This window comes from Scandinavium sp. M-37, from assembly GCF_043558715.1.
GTDB lineage: Bacteria > Pseudomonadota > Gammaproteobacteria > Enterobacterales > Enterobacteriaceae > Scandinavium > Scandinavium vulneris_A.
The window spans coordinates 115,946-132,909 of record NZ_JBIGIN010000003.1 but is presented as its reverse complement, the minus strand read 5'-3'; the positions used below and the strand labels follow the sequence as shown (position 1 = coordinate 132,909).

Genomic DNA, 16,964 nt, shown 5'->3' with positions numbered 1-16,964 from the left:
CAGAGGTAACGCATGAAAAAACCGCCCCTCACTGGGCGGTTTTTTTACTCATGCTAAGAATAAACATCGCGGCGGCGCACAGCACCACTGACGGCCCGGCGGGCGTGTCGTAAAAAGCCGAGAACGTCAGGCCACCGGTGACGGCAATCATTCCCACGCCGACGGCAATCCCCGCCATCTGTTCTGGCGTCCGCGCAAAGCGACGGGCGGTTGCCGCTGGGATGATCAGCAACGAGGTGATAATCAGCGCCCCGACAAATTTCATTGCCACACCAATGGTTAATGCGGTAACCAGCATCAGCAACAGCTTTACCCGTTGCAGCTTCACGCCATCAACAAATGCCAAATCCGGGCTGATGGTCATCGACAGCAAATTACGCCACTGCCACAGCAAAATCGCCACTACCACAATCACGCCCAACGCAATGGAGATGAGATCCTGCGGGGTGACGGCCAACAGATCGCCGAACAGATAGGCCATCAAATCCACGCGCACGTTGGACATCAGGCTAACCACCACCAGGCCCAGCGATAATGCGCTGTGGGCCATAATGCCGAGTAGGGTATCGATAGCCAGATGCGGGCGCCGCTCCAGCCAGACCAGTCCGCCAGCCAGCAGCAGAGTAATGGCAATCACCGCATAAAAAGGATTCACGTTCAGCAGCAGGCCAAACGCCACGCCCAGTAACGAGGCATGGGCGAGGGTATCGCCAAAATAGGACATCCGACGCCAGACCACAAACGAGCCCAGCGGCCCGGCAGCGCAGGCCAGCATTACACCGGCCAGCCAGCCGGGAAACAGTAATTCAATCATGGGCGGTCGTTCCCTCGGCGCAACACAATGCGTCCTTGTAAGTCGTGACGGTGATTATGCTGATGGCGATAAATGCCCAGCTGTTGCGCGCCACGCGGACCGAACATCGAAATAAATTCTGGATGCATCGACACCACTTCCGGCGTGCCGGAACAGCAGATGTGATGGTTCAGGCACAGCACTTCGTCCGTTTTAGCCATCACCAGGTGCAGATCGTGGGACACCATCAGCACCGCACAGTCGAGTTCAGCGCGCAACTGATCGATAAGGTCATACAACGCGACCTGACCGTTCACATCCACCCCTTGAGTCGGCTCATCAAGCACCAACAGCTGCGGACGGTTGAGCAGGGCACGGGCGAGCAATACGCGCTGTGTTTCCCCGCCGGAGAGTTTTTGCATCGGGGCTTCCATCAAATGGCCTGCCTGAACGCGTTTCAACGCCGGGAGGATATCGTCTTTGCGGGTACCAGGGCGCAGGCGCATAAAACGGTTAACCGTTAAAGGCAGCGTTGCGTCGAGGTGTAATTTTTGCGGGACGTAGCCAATCCGCAATTTGCCCTCTCGCTTGATGACCCCGGCGTCTGGTGCTACCAGACCAAGAACCACCCGGACGAGCGTCGACTTTCCTGCGCCATTTGGCCCAAGAAGCGTAAGAATTTTGCCAGGCTTAAGCGCCAGCGAGATATCAGACAGCACGCGGCGCTGACCGAAGGCGACTGAGACATTTTCGAGCGTTACAAGATTCGTCATCACAATTTGAGGTTGCACAAGTCAGTGAATGTTATAATATCACACTTCTTTAATTCATTACGATGATAAGACGCATTATGTTACATAAAAAGACGCTTCTTTTCGCTGCATTATCCACCGTTATTTGGAGCACTGCTGCGACCCAGGCCAACGCTGCCGTTGTTGCCTCGCTCAAACCGCTCGGATTTATTGCCTCAGCCATCGCCGACGGTGTCACCGATACCCAGGTTTTACTGCCTGACGGCGCATCCGAGCATGATTACTCGCTGCGCCCAAGCGATGCAAAACGCTTACAAAACGCCGACTTAGTGGTATGGATTGGTCCAGAAATGGAAGCATTTATGGACAAGACAGCTACAGCGTTCCCTGAAGCAAAAAAGGTTACGCTTTCGACGCTGCCGGGAGTGAAACCGCTGCTCATGAAAGGGGTAGACGATGACGATGACCATCACGGGCATGACCACGGTTCTGCAGAAAAAGGTGATGAAGATCACCATCACGGGGAATACAACATGCATCTGTGGCTCTCACCAGAGATAGCGCGCCTGTCGGCGGTTGCAATCCACGATAAATTAGTGGAACTTATGCCGCAAAGTCGAGCCAAACTAGACGCCAACCTGAAGGATTTCGAGGCACAATTAGCCGCGACCGATAAGCAGGTGGGTACCGAGCTGGCACCGTTGAAAGGAAAAGGGTATTTCGTTTTTCATGACGCCTATGGCTACTTCGAGAAACACTACGGAATGACCTCTTTGGGGCATTTTACCGTCAACCCTGAAATCCAACCCGGTGCGCAGCGTTTACATGAAATAAGAACACAGTTGGTTGAGCAAAAAGCGACCTGCGTTTTTGCTGAGCCACAATTCAGGCCGGCAGTGGTGGAAGCGGTAGCCCGCGGAACCTCCGTTCGAATGGGAACGCTGGATCCGCTCGGTACCGATATCCCGTTGGGCAAAGCGAGTTATTCCGCTTTTCTGACTCAACTGGCGAACCAATATTCGAGCTGCCTGAAAGGAGATTAACGAGGAAGTGAATACGTGCAACAGATAGCCCGCTCTGTCGCCCTGGCATTTAATAATTTGCCGCGACCCCACCGCGTTATGTTGGGGTCGTTGACCGTTTTGACCTTAGCGGTCGCCGTATGGCGACCGTACGTGTACCACCCCCATTCATCCACGGCCCCGATTGTCAGAACCATTGAGCTCGAAAAAAGCGAAATCCGTTCTCTGCTGCCTGAAGCCAGCGAGCCTATCGATCAGGCTGCGCAGGAAGATGAAGCCATCCCACAGGATGAGCTGGACGATAAAGCGGACAGCGATGCCGGGGTGCACGAATATGTCGTCTCAACGGGCGATACGCTCAGCAGCATTCTTAACCAGTATGGTATTGATATGGGTGATATCAGCCAGCTGGCCGCCGCGGATAAAGATCTGCGTAACCTTAAAATTGGACAACAACTCTCATGGACGCTCAACGCCGACGGCGATTTACAGCGTCTGACATGGGAAATGTCCCGCCGCGAAACCCGTACCTACGATAAAACGGCAAACGCGTTCAAAATGAGCAGCGAAACGCAGCAGGGCGACTGGGTCAATAACGTGTTTAAAGGCACGGTTGGCGGCAGCTTCGTGACCAGCGCGCGAAATGCCGGTTTAACCAGCACCGAAGTCAGTGCGGTGATCAAAGCTATGCAGTGGCAGATGGACTTCCGCAAACTGAAGAAAGGCGATGAGTTCTCGGTGCTGATGTCTCGCGAAATGCTGGACGGTAAGCGTGAACAGAGTCAGCTGCTTGGCGTGCGTCTGCGTTCCAATGGCAAAGATTATTACGCCATCCGTGCTGAAGACGGCAAATTCTACGACAAGAACGGTACGGGTCTGGCGAAAGGCTTCCTGCGCTTCCCGACCTCGCGCCAGTTCCGCGTGTCCTCCAACTTTAACCCGCGTCGTCTGAACCCGGTGACCGGGCGTGTTGCCCCGCATAAAGGCGTCGATTTTGCCATGCCGCAGGGTACACCGGTATTAGCCGTCGGTGACGGTGAAGTGGTGGTAGCGAAACGCAGCGGGGCGGCGGGTTATTACGTAGCGCTTCGTCATGGGCGTACCTACACCACCCGCTACATGCACCTGCGTAAACTGCTGGTGAAACCGGGGCAAAAAGTGAAACGCGGTGACCGTATCGCGCTTTCGGGTAACACCGGTCGTTCAACCGGGCCACATCTGCACTATGAGGTCTGGATTAACCAGCAGGCAGTTAACCCGTTAACGGCGAAGCTGCCACGCACCGAAGGGCTGACCGGTTCCGATCGTCGTGATTACCTGGCCCAGGTCAAAGAGGTAGTTCCACAGCTGCAAATTGACTGATTATTGTGCTTCTAAAGCCGATGCCTGACTGGGCATCGGCTTTTTCTTTTGTGCCAGGCCTGGCACGTCGCTAAACTATCAGCATCTTTCTCTTTTCCCGGTACGACTCAGGAACAGGCATGGAAACGAAAAAAAATAACATTGAGTATATTCCTCAGTTCGAAAAAGCTTTTTTACATCCGCGCTATTGGGGTTCGTGGCTGGGTGTTCTGGCCTTCGCCGGGATTGCGCTGACGCCTGCGTCGTTCCGCGATCCGATCCTTGGCGCACTGGGGAAAAAGGTGGGACGGCTGGCAAAGAGCTCCCGACGCCGGGCGCAAATCAATCTGCTGTACTGCTTCCCGGAAAAAACCGACGCTGAGCGTGAGGCCATCATTGATGAAATGTATGCTACTGCGCCGCAGGCAATGGTCATGATGGCGGAACTTGGGCTTGGCAATCCCCAAAAAATCCTGCAACGCGTTGACTGGCACGGCATTGAAATCATCGAGGAGCTACAGCGCAATAACGAGAAGGTTATCTTCCTTGTACCGCACGGCTGGGGCGTGGATATTCCGGCGATGCTGATGGCCTCGAAAGGGCAGAAGATGGCGGCGATGTTCCACAACCAGGGCAACCCGGTGTTTGATTACGTCTGGAACACCGTGCGTCGCCGCTTTGGCGGGCGGATGCACGCGCGGAATGACGGTATTAAGCCATTCATTCAGTCGGTCCGGCAGGGATACTGGGGGTACTATTTGCCCGATCAGGATCACGGCGCGGAGCACAGCGAATTCGTCGACTTCTTCGCCACCTACAAGGCAACACTCCCGGCGATTGGTCGCCTGATGAAAGTTTGCCGTGCGCGAGTCGTTCCGCTGTTTCCGGTCTACGACGGAAAAACGCATCGTCTGACGGTAGAAATTCGTCCACCGATGGACGACCTGCTAACGGCCGATGACACGACCATTGCCCGGCGCATGAACGAGGAAGTGGAAGTGTTCGTCACACCGCATACCGAGCAATACACCTGGATCCTCAAATTGCTCAAAACCCGCAAAGCGGGTGATATTGAGCCGTATAAGCGCAAAGACCTGTTTCCGAAGAAAAAATAGAAACGCGTCAAGCGCGCTGTTTCTTAGTCTTGAAGGAGCGTCGGCCAGCGCCGACGCTTGTTTAATGCGATAGCGTAAAGAACAGCCCGGTCAATGCGGCACTTAACAAGTTGGATAAAGTACCGGCGAGGATCACCTTCATCCCCATTTTGGCGATAAAGCTTTTCTGAGCAGGAGCAAGGCTCCCCAATACGCCGATAAGCGCCGCAGGAGAGGAAAGGTTGGCGAATCCCGCCAGCGCCATAATCACGATGACCTGTGAATATTCTGATAGCTGGGCTTTCATCGGGATGAAACTGGTGTAAGCGACAAACTCATTCAGGACCAGCTTTTGCCCCAACAGATTGCCCACGGACAACATCTCCGCAGCAGGCACGCCCAGCAGCCAGGCGACGGGGGCAAAAATATAACTAAAGATAAGTTGCAGCGTGAAGCCCTGAAATCCCACCAGACTGAACATCCAGCCCAATAATCCATTCATCATTGCTATCAGCGCAATAAGCGCCAGCAGCATTGCCCCAACGTTAACGGCCAGCCTGAGACCCGTGCTGGCACCGTTTGTAGCAGCCTCGATGATGTTAATCGGTTTCTCTTCAGTGCCGAATGCCGTAGTTGACACATTGGCCACGTTGTTCGGTTCCGTTTCCGGGAACATGATTTTGGCCATTAGCAAACCACCAGGCGCGGACATAAATGAGGCGGCCACAAGATAACGGATTTCAATTCCCATACTGGCATACCCGACCAGCACCGATCCAGCGATGGAAGCCACCCCTCCGCACATCAACGCAAAAAGCTCAGACTGCGTCATTTTCGGCACATAGGGGCGCATCAGCACAAATACATCGGTATTGCCCGCGAAGATGTTTGCCGTGGCGGCCATCGATTCTGCGGGACTTGTACGCAATACTTTGTGGATCCCAGTGCCGAGCAAACGGATAACCCATTGCATGATCCCCAGATAATAGAGCACAGAAAAAAGGGCAGACATGAAAATGATAATGGGCAGAACGTGGAACGCGAATACAAAACCGACTTTGAAACGGCCTAAATCGCCAAATATAAAGTTAATGCCCTCTGATGAGTAATTTAGCATTCCCGACAGAGCAGTAGAAATACTGAGTAGAATGCGTTCACCCGCGGGTACGTAGAGGATGAAGGCCGCAATAGCCGCCTGAATGGCGAATGCGCCACCAACAGTACGAATGTTAATGGCACGCCTATTTTCTGAGAACAAAAGTGCGATGGCTAACAGAACAACGATACCCGTGCAGATAATAACGATTTTCATACCGGGTCCTTATCTGCGTTGATAAGTTGATGAAACATGTCTTTAAACAGTTCATCACGCTCAATGAATTTGACGACCTGAATCAGATGTCGTCGATTATCGAAGCTCCACGCGAGATTGTCGTTGATCAGCGGTGAAGGACGCAGTTCAGTGGTGAACCAGTCTGAATTGAGCACAAAACCGAGGGTGGTAATATCCCAGATCACCTTTCGGGAGGCGAAACCTATCCATGGACAGCGTGGTGCAATATTTGCAAAATAGTTGCCTATCTGGCTGGTGTTTGCCAGGTAATACTGAATTTCGGGTACCGATGATGCCATGCAGTTGGCTACCCCAAAGCAGGGAATTTGAGTCAGGGCGACACCGCTGTCAAACAGAACTCTACTGGCGCGCAAATCCTGCATCAAATTAAATTCCTGATTATCTTTCCAATCGTAACTGTTGCCGCCGAGCCAAATGATATGAATATTATGGATAATGTCTGGTGCCTGAAGCAGAGCGCTGGCCACATTAGTGGGGGCGCCAATCGCAATGACCTGCAATGTATCGGAAGACGCGCGTGCTCGAGTAATTAAATCGCGTGTAGCGGCAGTGGACTCAGGCTCCGATTGCTCGCTGAGATAGCGAGTTGCACCTTTGAATGCCGGTGGCGGATTTTTACACAGAGGCAGCTTTTCGAATACCCGATGAATTTCCTCATAGCTGAGTTGCATACCTGTTGCCGGATTATCGACAAAGGTATGAGAGGCATTCTCGCCAAAAAAATGATTTGTAAAAGGGGCGGCATAAATAGCCTGAAGATCGAGACGGTCGGGTCTTAGCATTCCCCAGGCTATCGCCATTTGGTCATCAATCTCATTAAATGTGTCGCTATCAATCACCACCGGGACCTCTCCGTGGGGCGGAATAGTCATCAGGTCGATGCGCTCGGTACGGGAAAGTTTGGGAAAAAGTGTGGCGGTCATTGCGAACTCCTGTCTTCAGACATTTTCTCGAGTGCTTTTGTGTGCTCAGGCATATTTGCTGCGCCGGACCGTTCGACCGCAAGGGAGGCAAATGCGCTGGCATAGCGAACAGCAAGGTCAAGGCTGTCACTATTGGCCAAACGAGCCGCTAGCGCGCCATTAAAGGCATCACCCGCCCCGGCAGTATCAATATTTACGGCGGGAAACGCCGGATATTCACGGTGTTGCTCACCATCGAACATCCAGCATCCTTCTTTGCCGAGGGTAATAATGACGATGTGGGGACCCAGCAAACGAATTTGCTCCGCGGCCTGGCGAATATCCTGCTTTGAGTGAATCGTCATGGAGGTGATTGCCTCCGCCTCTGTAAGATTGGGCGTCACGATGGTCGCGAAGGGCAATAAATCGAGGACTTCCGGACGCCACGGTGCTGGGTTAAAAATTGTTGTCAGACCACATTTTTGCGCGTAGGTCAGGGCCTGTCCGCTTGCATCCGGATTATTTTCCATCTGGATAAGAAAAACATCTGACTGCGCGATTGAGGTGTGGCATGACGTTATTTCGGCGCTGGAGAATGTTTGATTGGCTCCAGGGTTAATCACGATGGCATTGTCGCCTTCAGATTCTGAGACCATCACAACAGCGCTGCCGGTCGGGCATTGTGGGTGGGTGAATAACGTCAGAGACGCCAGTCCAATGGTTTCAAGAAATAATCGTGCCTTATGGGCATACTCATCTTCACCTATTTTGGCAACAAAGTGTGTGGCAGCCAGGGCGTTAACCGATGCCACGGCCTGATTACACCCTTTTCCGCCCGGTAAGCAGCAAGAATACAACGCTCTGGTCGTTTCACCCGATGCCGGGAAATGTGCCAGACGGTAAACCAGGTCAGTATTAAATGAACCCAAAATAAAAACATTCCCTTTTTTCAAGGCAGATGACGTTTGGGTAGTGGTTGTCTTAACATCCATATTGTTATGCAGCAAAAGTGGATCATTCCAATAAAGGTCGGGGCCCATTTTATTAAGCAATGAAGCTCCGCCGTAATGAATATTAATATTTCCTGTGCGTTTCAATTCCACCAGGTCGCGGCGAATGGTTCTTTCCGTGACATTTAATTGGTTAGCGAGTGTTTTTACGGTGACTTTTTTAAGTCGTCGTATTTCGGTGAGAATAAACTCGCTTCTCATTTTTTTGTAGTTATAAGGCATGACAATGCTCTTTACTGGATGGCATGACCTCGAGTGGTTGGAGCGCATATTAACGGCGTGGTCGTCGAGTGAACGTGTTTGTAGTCACATAAAGAAGGTGGGATCGGACAGTTTGTCCGTTTTATTACTGTATCAACGTCTGCCGAGAAGATAAAAAAAGCCAGGAGCGTTATTTCTCCTGGCTTAGCAATGACATGTGTTGGCGAGCGCCAACCAATAGGGGCTTATTCGACGGTCAGAATGCGCGTGGTATTGGTGGTGCCCACGGTGCTCATGACGTCGCCCTGGGTAACGATAACCAGATCGCCAGACACCAGATAGCCTTTGTCACGCAGCAGATTCACCGCATCGCTGGCAGCAGCCACGCCATCGGTCGCGCTGTCGAAGTGAACCGGGGTCACGCCACGATACAGGGAGGTGAGGTTCAACGTGCGTTCATGGCGGGACATCGCGAAAATTGGCAGGCCGGAGCTGATACGAGACGTCATCAGTGCGGTACGGCCAGATTCCGTCATGGTAATAATCGCGGACACGCCTTTCAGGTGGTTAGCGGCATACATCGCCGACATGGCGATCGCTTCTTCCACGTTGTCGAACTGTACGTCCAGACGGTGTTTAGAGACGTTAATGCTTGGGATTTTTTCTGCACCCAGACATACGCGTGCCATCGCCGCAACGGTTTCTGACGGATACTGACCGGCGGCGGTTTCCGCAGACAGCATGACCGCATCGGTACCATCCAGCACGGCGTTAGCCACGTCCATGACTTCAGCTCGGGTTGGCATCGGGTTGGTTATCATCGATTCCATCATCTGCGTGGCGGTGATGACTGCACGGTTCAGCTGACGGGCGCGCCGGATCAGCGCCTTCTGAATGCCGACCAGTTCAGGGTCACCGATTTCAACGCCGAGGTCGCCACGGGCGACCATCACCACGTCAGAGGCGAGAATGATGTCATCCATCGCGTCCTGGCTGCACACGGCTTCTGCACGCTCAACTTTGGCAACGATTTTCGCATCGCAGCCTGCATCGCGCGCCAGACGGCGAGCATAGTTCAGGTCTTCGCCGCAGCGCGGGAAGGAGACGGCCAGATAGTCGACGCCAATCTTCGCCGCAGTCTGAATATCGGCTTTGTCTTTTTCAGTCAGCGCTTCAGCTGACAGGCCGCCGCCAAGTTTGTTAATGCCTTTGTTGTTAGACAGCGGGCCACCGACGGTGACTTCGGTGAACACTTTCATGCCCTGAACTTCCAGCACTTTCAGCTGTACGCGGCCGTCGTCAAGCAGCAGGATGTCGCCCGGAACCACGTCAGCAGGCAAACCTTTGTAGTCGATCCCGACTTTATCTTTGTCGCCTTCACCTTTACCCAGGTTGGCATCAAGCAGGAATTTGTCGCCGATGTTGAGGAAAACTTTGCCTTCTTTGAAGGTCGATACGCGGATTTTTGGTCCCTGCAGATCGCCAAGAATAGCGACGTGGCGTCCCAGTTTAGCCGCGATTTCGCGCACTTTGTCGGCACGAATTTGATGGTCTTCGGCACTGCCGTGGGAGAAGTTCATGCGGACAACGTTCGCGCCAGCCGCAATCACCTTCTCAAGGTTATTGTCGCGGTCAGTAGCCGGGCCTAATGTGGTCACGATTTTGGTTCTGCGAAGCCTTCTGGACATGTAATACTCCGTTGCTGAAACAATTTGGTGTTGCGTGAAAAGGAATTTAGGGGTTCCACCTGTGCATAGTCTAATGCTGGAACTTACCCGAATGTACAAATAAGTTACAAGCTTGTTATAAACTTTTAATGGTTATCACTGCTCACTCGCAGTTCTTTATCAAACCGCGATTCCTTCAATGCTTCCTTGACCCGCTTCAAGTTATCCCGGAATTTTGCCCCGCGGCGCAGGGTAAATCCGGTTGCGAGCACGTCGATAACCGTTAACTGGGCCAGCCGGGAAACCATCGGCATATAAATGTCAGTATCTTCCGGCACGTCAAGCGTGATGGCTAATGACGCCTCACGTGCCAGCGGCGTGCCTGCCGAGGTGAGCGCTATCACCATCGCATCGTTTTCACGCGCCAGTTGCGCCAGTTCCACCAGACTTTTCGTCCTGCCAGTGTGAGAAATGAGGACCACAACGTCACCCTCGCTGCAGTTCATACAGCTCATGCGTTGCAAGACGATGTCATCGGAATAGATCACCGGCACGTTGAAGCGGAAAAATTTGTTCATCGCATCATGCGCCACGGCGGCGGAAGAACCTAATCCGAAGAACGCTATCTTTTTGGCCTGGGTCAGCAAGTCAACGGCGCGATTGACGGCTGACATATCGAGCGAGTGACGCACGTGGTCGAGACTGGCCATCGCGGATTCAAAAATTTTGCCGGTATAGGCGTCCACACTGTCGTTCTCATCGACGTTACGGTTGACGTAAGGTGTGCCGTTCGCAAGACTTTGCGCCAGATGCAGCTTAAAATCAGGAAAGCCACGGGTATCCAGACTACGACAAAAACGGTTAACCGTGGGCTCGCTGACCGCAGCCTGTAATGCCAGTGTGGCGATGCTTAAGTGGATGGCCTCGGAAGGGGACGCGAGGATAACCTCCGCCACTTTACGCTCGGATTTGCTAAGGTTTTCCAGATGGGACTGGATTTTTTCCAGCATGTTCATGGTTAACAGGCGCTCATCGGTGAAAGCGATTCCATTAATGGGTGAAATCGCCGGGCAATTTAGTGAGAATATACCCCTGTGAACTCTGTAATGCAGAGGAAAGAGAACAATTTACGTTGTTTTTTTTCATTACATGATCACAGTCGACTTTTGCCACTGCCCTTTTGGCGAAACAGCGAGCAAAAAGAGTGAGTTGGCTCTCCTTTGCAGGCGGTTTTTAGCCGAGAAATGCCTTTATCTGGCCTCGGTAGGGCGAAGGGGTTTCGACATTAACGTAAACACAGTACAGTGCAGCGTAAGAAAATTACAAATAGCGCCTGGCAGACGTACCAGGCAATCCAACTGAGGAGAATGACATGGCGGTAACGCAAACGGCCCAGGCATGTGATCTGGTCATTTTCGGCGCGAAGGGTGACCTGGCGCGCCGTAAATTGCTGCCTTCCCTGTATCAACTGGAGAAAGCAGGCCAGATCCATCCGGACACGCGGATCCTTGGGGTCGGACGTGCCGATTGGGACAAAGATGCATACACCAAAGTGGTGCGCGAGGCGCTGGAAACCTTCATGAAGGAGAAGATTGATGAAAGTCTGTGGGACACCCTGAGCGGGCGCCTGGACTTCTGCAATCTGGATGTCAACGACACCAAATCCTTCACCCGTCTCGGCAAACTGCTCGATCAGAAAGAGCGCGTGACCATCAACTATTTCGCCATGCCGCCAAGCACGTTTGGCGCTATCTGCAAAGGCCTGGGCGAAGCGAAGCTCAACGCCAAACCGGCGCGCGTGGTAATGGAAAAACCGCTGGGAACGTCGCTCGCGACCTCCCGCGAAATCAACGACCAGGTTGGTGAATATTTCGAAGAGTGCCAGGTTTATCGTATCGACCACTATCTCGGCAAAGAGACGGTGCTCAACCTGCTGGCGCTGCGTTTCGCTAACTCTCTGTTCATCAATAACTGGGATTCCCGCACTATCGATCACGTGGAAATTACCGTGGCGGAAGAAGTGGGTATCGAAGGCCGCTGGGGTTACTTCGATCAGGCCGGACAGATGCGCGACATGATCCAGAACCACCTGCTGCAAATTTTGTGCATGATTGCCATGTCTCCGCCGTCAGACCTGAGCGCTGACAGCATTCGTGATGCCAAAGTGAAGGTGCTGAAATCCCTGCGTCGTATCGACCGCTCCAACGTACGTGATAAAACCGTTCGCGGTCAGTACACGTCTGGTTTTGCTCAGGGCAAAAAAGTACCGGGCTACCTGGAAGAAGAGGGTGCTAACAAGAGCAGCAACACTGAAACGTTCGTTGCTATCCGTGTGGATATTGACGACTGGCGCTGGGCTGGCGTGCCGTTCTATCTGCGTACCGGTAAGCGTTTGCCGACCAAATGTTCAGAAGTGGTGGTGTACTTCAAAACCCCGGAACTCAATCTGTTCAAAGAGTCCTGGCAGGAGCTGCCGCAGAACAAACTGACCATCCGTCTGCAGCCGGACGAAGGCGTGGATATTCAGATCCTCAACAAAGTGCCGGGTCTGGATCACAAGCACAACCTGCAAACCACCAAGCTTGATCTGAGCTACTCCGAAACCTTCAATGAAACGCATCTGGCCGACGCATATGAGCGCCTGCTGCTGGAAACCATGCGTGGGATTCAGGCGCTGTTCGTCCGCCGTGACGAAGTTGAAGAGGCGTGGAAATGGGTCGACTCCATTACCGAAGCCTGGGCCGCCGATCAGGATGCGCCAAAACCGTATCAGGCTGGCACCTGGGGTCCGGTTGCTTCCGTGGCGATGATCACCCGTGATGGACGGTCGTGGAACGAATTTGAGTGATCGCGGAGATACCCCAATGAGGGTATTTTACCGGTAACATGATCTGACACAGCATCTCATACGATATTTATACTTTTAAGCCCCGGATGGTTCACCACCGGGGCTTTTTTTATTACACTGACGGAAGATGAATTTGCCCCTGAGCTACAGCACAAGCGCGTTTCAGCATTGTTAATGACTCCTGAATATCGTGTTAATGCCTAAGCCCAGACACTCAGTATTTGAGGAGCTATTATGAATCCGTCATTGTTACGCGTAACAAATCGCATTATCGAGCGTTCGAAAGACACCCGTCGCGCCTACCTCGCGCGCATCAATCAGGCTAAATCTGACACCGTTCAGCGCTCCCGTCTGGCCTGCGGTAACCTCGCACACGGGTTCGCGGCCTGCCAGCCAGACGACAAGGCCTCGCTGAAAAGTATGCTGCGTAACAATATCGGCATCATTACCTCCTATAACGACATGCTTTCCGCCCATCAGCCTTACGAGCATTACCCGGACGTTATCCGCAAAGCGCTGCAAGGAGTAAACGCCGTAGCACAGGTTGCGGGCGGGGTACCTGCCATGTGCGATGGCGTAACCCAGGGGCAGGATGGAATGGAGCTGTCTCTGCTCAGCCGGGAAGTGATTGCCATGTCGGCGGCGGTAGGGCTGTCTCACAACATGTTTGATGGTGCGCTTTATCTCGGTGTGTGTGACAAAATTGTCCCGGGCCTGGCGATGGCCGCACTGTCGTTTGGTCATCTGCCATCGATTTTCATTCCGTCTGGCCCGATGGCCAGCGGTCTGCCGAACAAAGAAAAAGTCCGTATTCGTCAGCTGTATGCGGAAGGTAAAGTCGACCGGATGGCGCTGCTTGAATCCGAAGCCGCCTCCTACCACGCGCCGGGAACCTGTACTTTCTACGGTACAGCGAACACCAATCAGATGGTTATCGAGTTCATGGGCATGCAGCTCCCGGGGTCGTCGTTTGTACACCCGGATGCGCCAATGCGTGAAGCATTGACCGCCGCCGCCGCCCGTCAGGTCACCCGTTTGACCGGCAACGGCAACGAATGGATGCCGCTGGGTAAAATGTTCGATGAGAAAGTGGTGGTCAACGGCATCGTGGCGCTACTGGCGACCGGGGGATCCACTAACCACACCATGCATCTGGTGGCGATGGCGCGTGCGGCGGGGATTATCATCAACTGGGATGATTTCTCTGACCTGTCTGACGTGGTGCCGCTGATGGCTCGCCTGTACCCGAACGGCCCGGCGGATATCAACCACTTCCAGGCGGCAGGCGGCGTGCCTGTCCTGGTGCGTGAACTGCTGAAAGGCGGTCTGTTGCATGAGGACGTAGAAACCGTCGCCGGTCACGGCCTGCGTCGTTACACCATGGAGCCGTGGCTCAATAACGGCGAGCTGGACTGGCGTGAAGGGGCCGAGACGTCGCTGGATGACAGCGTGATCGCCAGCATTGATAAACCGTTCTCGCATCACGGCGGCACCAAAGTGCTGAGTGGCAACCTCGGTCGGGCAGTGATGAAAACGTCCGCCGTGCCGGTTGAGAACCAGATTATCGAAGCCCCGGCGGTGGTGTTTGAGAGCCAACATGACGTGCTGCCAGCGTTTGAAGCGGGCCTGCTGGACAAAGATTGCGTCGTCGTGGTGCGTCTTCAGGGACCAAAAGCCAACGGCATGCCAGAATTGCATAAACTTATGCCGCCATTAGGTGTATTATTGGACCGCTGTTTCAAAATCGCATTAGTTACCGATGGACGACTCTCAGGCGCATCCGGTAAAGTGCCGTCAGCCATCCATGTCACGCCTGAAGCCTATGACGGCGGGCTGCTGGCGAAAGTTCGCGACGGCGACATGATTCGCGTCAATGGACAAACCGGCGAGCTGACGCTGCTGGTAGATGAAGCCGAACTGGCTGCTCGTAAACCGCATCTGCCGGACCTGAGTGCATCCCGGGTAGGGACCGGGCGTGAAATGTTTAGCGCACTGCGTGAGAATCTCTCCGGTGCCGAGCAGGGCGCGACCTGCATCACTTTTTAATACGACAAGATTGATCATTCTGGCGAGAGAAAAACTCTGATGAAAAACTGGAAAACAAGTGCAGAAGCTATCCTGACCAACGGCCCGGTTGTCCCGGTTATCGTGGTTAATAAACTGGAACACGCGGTGCCGATGGCAAAAGCGCTGGTTGCAGGTGGCGTCCGTGTTCTGGAAGTGACCCTGCGTACGCCATGCGCCCTGGATGCCATCCGTGCTATCGCGAAGGAAGTGCCGGACGCTATTGTTGGGGCCGGTACCGTGACTAACGTACAGCAGTTGAAAGAAGTGACGGAAGCGGGCGCACAGTTCGCGATTAGCCCGGGTCTGACCGAGCCGCTGCTGAAAGCGGCAACCGAAGGCACCATTCCGCTGATCCCAGGTATCAGCACCGTGTCTGAACTGATGCTGGGCATGGACTACGGGCTGAAAGAGTTCAAATTCTTCCCGGCAGAAGCCAACGGTGGCACCAAAGCGCTGGCAGCGATTGCTGGTCCGTTCGCGCATATTCGTTTCTGCCCAACTGGCGGCATCTCCCCGGCGAACTATCGCGATTACCTGGCGCTGAAAAGCGTGCTGTGCATCGGGGGTTCCTGGCTGGTTCCAGCGGATGCGCTGGAAGCGGGCGATTACGACCGCATCACCAAAATTGCTCGCGAAGCGGTTGAAGGCGCGAAGTAATCACGTTTGCTGGCTGAACGGAAAACTGGGCGGGTCGCGTTAATGCGACCCGCCTTTTTTACCCCTGAACAACTTACCCCTGAACGACCACCGCACCTGTAGCGGCTTTTGCCCGTGCAACCGCCGATTCAACATCATCAGCCGTCGCTAACGCTACGCCCAGCCGACGCGTGCCTTCAATTTCTGGTTTACCGAACAGACGCAACTGCACGCCCGCACCCAGTGCGGCTTCCACGTTATTGAAGCGAACATTCTGGCTGGTCAGTTGGGGCAGAATTACCGCCGAGGCAGAAGGGCCGTACTGGCGAATGGCGCCAATCGGCAGACCCAGAAACGCGCGAACGTGCAGGGCAAACTCCGACAGGTCCTGGGAGATGAGCGTCACCATCCCGGTGTCATGCGGGCGCGGCGACACTTCGCTGAAAATCACCTCATCGCCACAGACAAACAGTTCCACGCCAAACAAACCGTAGCCGCCGAGCGCCAGCACCACTTCACGAGCGACGTTTTCCGCCCGCTCTTGGGCCAGGGCACTCATCTGCTGGGGCTGCCATGATTCGCGGTAGTCGCCATCCTCCTGACGATGACCGATAGGGGCACAGAAATGCACGCCGTCCACCGCGCTGATGGTCAGTAGCGTGATTTCAAAATCAAAATTCACCACGCCTTCAACGATCACACGTCCGGCGCCTGCCCGTCCACCTTGTTGGGCATACTCCCACGCCGCCGCGAGTTGATCTTCGCGGCGAATAAAACTCTGACCTTTGCCGGAAGAACTCATTACCGGTTTGATGATGCAGGGCAGGCCGATTTCAGACACCGCCGCGCGGAAACTCTCTTCACTGTCAGCAAAACGGTAGCTCGACGTTGGCAGGCGAAGCTCTTCTGCCGCCAGACGACGAATGCCCTCGCGGTTCATGGTGAGTTTGGTAGCGCGGGCGCAGGGCACCACGTTTTGACCCGCCAGTTCCAGCTCTATCAGCATATCGGTGGCGATGGCTTCGATTTCCGGCACGATGAAGTGCGGTTTTTCCCGTTCGACCAGCGCCTTCAGCGCCTGCCCGTCCAGCATGTTAATGACATGGCTGCGATGGGCCACGTGCATCGCCGGCGCGTCTGCATAGCGATCGACGGCGATAACTTCTATCCCCAACCGCTGGCATTCAATAGCCACTTCCTTACCCAGCTCGCCAGAGCCCAATAACATTACGCGGGTTGCCGCCGGACGCAGCGCGGTGCCTAGTACAGTCATAACG

14 protein-coding genes are annotated in these 16,964 nt (G+C 54.0%); 6 read left to right on the top strand and 8 right to left on the bottom strand.

What is annotated here, in order from left to right; translation table 11 throughout:
• Positions 1 to 28 precede the first annotated feature (28 nt).
• Positions 29 to 814: a zinc ABC transporter permease subunit ZnuB gene (gene znuB / locus ACG0Z5_RS03870; RefSeq protein WP_394445480.1), complete on the bottom strand. Its 786-nt coding sequence runs from the start codon at positions 812 to 814 to the stop codon at positions 29 to 31.
• A complete protein-coding gene (znuC, locus tag ACG0Z5_RS03865) occupies positions 811 to 1,566 on the bottom strand; it encodes a zinc ABC transporter ATP-binding protein ZnuC (protein WP_394445479.1) in 756 nt (251 codons plus the stop codon). The genes znuB and znuC overlap by 4 nt, the downstream gene beginning before the upstream one ends.
• 77 nt (positions 1,567 to 1,643) lie before the next feature.
• On the opposite strand from znuC, the gene znuA reads away from it, so the two are divergent.
• The 3 genes from znuA (at position 1,644) to lpxM (ending at position 5,023) form a co-directional block, all read left to right on the top strand.
• The gene (gene znuA, locus ACG0Z5_RS03860) at positions 1,644 to 2,588 is read left to right on the top strand and encodes a zinc ABC transporter substrate-binding protein ZnuA (protein WP_394445478.1); all 945 of its coding nucleotides are present in this window, start codon (positions 1,644 to 1,646) and stop codon (positions 2,586 to 2,588) included.
• A 15-nt stretch (positions 2,589 to 2,603) separates the two neighbouring features.
• Positions 2,604 to 3,929, top strand: coding sequence for a murein DD-endopeptidase MepM (gene mepM / locus ACG0Z5_RS03855; protein WP_394445477.1), 1,326 nt, complete (start codon positions 2,604 to 2,606; stop codon positions 3,927 to 3,929).
• 119 nt (positions 3,930 to 4,048) lie between these two features.
• On the top strand, positions 4,049 to 5,023 hold the full coding sequence (gene lpxM, locus ACG0Z5_RS03850; protein ID WP_394445476.1) for a lauroyl-Kdo(2)-lipid IV(A) myristoyltransferase: 975 nt from the start codon (positions 4,049 to 4,051) through the stop codon (positions 5,021 to 5,023).
• Between the two features lie 61 nt (positions 5,024 to 5,084).
• Here the strand turns inward: lpxM and ACG0Z5_RS03845 are convergent, their stop codons facing one another.
• The 5 genes from ACG0Z5_RS03845 to ACG0Z5_RS03825 form a co-directional block, all read right to left on the bottom strand.
• Positions 5,085 to 6,314 carry a NupC/NupG family nucleoside CNT transporter gene (locus ACG0Z5_RS03845; RefSeq protein ID WP_394445475.1) on the bottom strand — a complete coding sequence of 410 codons (1,230 nt, stop codon included), beginning with the start codon at positions 6,312 to 6,314 and terminating at the stop codon, positions 5,085 to 5,087.
• Entirely contained in the window at positions 6,311 to 7,279 is a 969-nt protein-coding gene (locus tag ACG0Z5_RS03840; protein ID WP_394445473.1) for a nucleoside hydrolase, read from the bottom strand. The genes ACG0Z5_RS03845 and ACG0Z5_RS03840 overlap by 4 nt, the downstream gene beginning before the upstream one ends.
• The gene (locus tag ACG0Z5_RS03835) at positions 7,276 to 8,490 is read right to left on the bottom strand and encodes a PfkB family carbohydrate kinase (RefSeq protein ID WP_394445471.1); all 1,215 of its coding nucleotides are present in this window, start codon (positions 8,488 to 8,490) and stop codon (positions 7,276 to 7,278) included. The genes ACG0Z5_RS03840 and ACG0Z5_RS03835 overlap by 4 nt, the downstream gene beginning before the upstream one ends.
• Before the next feature lie 224 nt (positions 8,491 to 8,714).
• Entirely contained in the window at positions 8,715 to 10,157 is a 1,443-nt protein-coding gene (gene pyk, locus ACG0Z5_RS03830; RefSeq protein ID WP_394445470.1) for a pyruvate kinase, read from the bottom strand.
• 125 nt (positions 10,158 to 10,282) lie between these two features.
• Positions 10,283 to 11,152, bottom strand: a complete 870-nt coding sequence (locus ACG0Z5_RS03825) for a MurR/RpiR family transcriptional regulator (protein ID WP_394445469.1) — start codon at positions 11,150 to 11,152, stop codon at positions 10,283 to 10,285.
• A 356-nt stretch (positions 11,153 to 11,508) separates the two neighbouring features.
• Here ACG0Z5_RS03825 and zwf point away from each other — a divergent pair, with 356 nt between their 5' ends.
• The 3 genes from zwf to ACG0Z5_RS03810 all read left to right on the top strand — a co-directional run bounded on the left by zwf (position 11,509) and on the right by ACG0Z5_RS03810 (position 15,708).
• Positions 11,509 to 12,984, top strand: a complete 1,476-nt coding sequence (gene zwf / locus ACG0Z5_RS03820; protein ID WP_394445468.1) for a glucose-6-phosphate dehydrogenase — start codon at positions 11,509 to 11,511, stop codon at positions 12,982 to 12,984.
• Between the two features lie 234 nt (positions 12,985 to 13,218).
• Positions 13,219 to 15,030, top strand: a complete 1,812-nt coding sequence (edd, locus tag ACG0Z5_RS03815) for a phosphogluconate dehydratase (protein WP_394445467.1) — start codon at positions 13,219 to 13,221, stop codon at positions 15,028 to 15,030.
• 39 nt (positions 15,031 to 15,069) lie between these two features.
• Entirely contained in the window at positions 15,070 to 15,708 is a 639-nt protein-coding gene (locus ACG0Z5_RS03810; RefSeq protein ID WP_319627857.1) for a bifunctional 4-hydroxy-2-oxoglutarate aldolase/2-dehydro-3-deoxy-phosphogluconate aldolase, read from the top strand.
• A 73-nt stretch (positions 15,709 to 15,781) separates the two neighbouring features.
• On the opposite strand, the gene purT is transcribed toward ACG0Z5_RS03810, so the two are convergent.
• On the bottom strand, positions 15,782 to 16,960 hold the full coding sequence (purT, locus tag ACG0Z5_RS03805; protein WP_394445465.1) for a formate-dependent phosphoribosylglycinamide formyltransferase: 1,179 nt from the start codon (positions 16,958 to 16,960) through the stop codon (positions 15,782 to 15,784).
• Positions 16,961 to 16,964: the final 4 nt, after the last annotated feature.

Bases quoted from the DNA above. Each gene is read 5' to 3' on its own strand.
- ACG0Z5_RS03840 (WP_394445473.1), bottom strand. From the start codon at position 7,279: ATGACCGCCACACTTTTTCCCAAACTTTCCCGTACCGAGCGCATCGAC.
- ACG0Z5_RS03810 (WP_319627857.1), top strand. From the start codon at position 15,070: ATGAAAAACTGGAAAACAAGTGCAGAAGCTATCCTGACCAACGGCCCG.
- ACG0Z5_RS03825 (WP_394445469.1), bottom strand. From the start codon at position 11,152: ATGAACATGCTGGAAAAAATCCAGTCCCATCTGGAAAACCTTAGCAAA.
- edd (WP_394445467.1), top strand. From the start codon at position 13,219: ATGAATCCGTCATTGTTACGCGTAACAAATCGCATTATCGAGCGTTCG.
- purT (WP_394445465.1), bottom strand. From the start codon at position 16,960: ATGACTGTACTAGGCACCGCGCTGCGTCCGGCGGCAACCCGCGTAATG.
- znuB (WP_394445480.1), bottom strand. From the start codon at position 814: ATGATTGAATTACTGTTTCCCGGCTGGCTGGCCGGTGTAATGCTGGCC.
- znuA (WP_394445478.1), top strand. From the start codon at position 1,644: ATGTTACATAAAAAGACGCTTCTTTTCGCTGCATTATCCACCGTTATT.
- ACG0Z5_RS03845 (WP_394445475.1), bottom strand. From the start codon at position 6,314: ATGAAAATCGTTATTATCTGCACGGGTATCGTTGTTCTGTTAGCCATC.
- ACG0Z5_RS03835 (WP_394445471.1), bottom strand. From the start codon at position 8,490: ATGCCTTATAACTACAAAAAAATGAGAAGCGAGTTTATTCTCACCGAA.
- zwf (WP_394445468.1), top strand. From the start codon at position 11,509: ATGGCGGTAACGCAAACGGCCCAGGCATGTGATCTGGTCATTTTCGGC.
- znuC (WP_394445479.1), bottom strand. From the start codon at position 1,566: ATGACGAATCTTGTAACGCTCGAAAATGTCTCAGTCGCCTTCGGTCAG.
- pyk (WP_394445470.1), bottom strand. From the start codon at position 10,157: ATGTCCAGAAGGCTTCGCAGAACCAAAATCGTGACCACATTAGGCCCG.
- lpxM (WP_394445476.1), top strand. From the start codon at position 4,049: ATGGAAACGAAAAAAAATAACATTGAGTATATTCCTCAGTTCGAAAAA.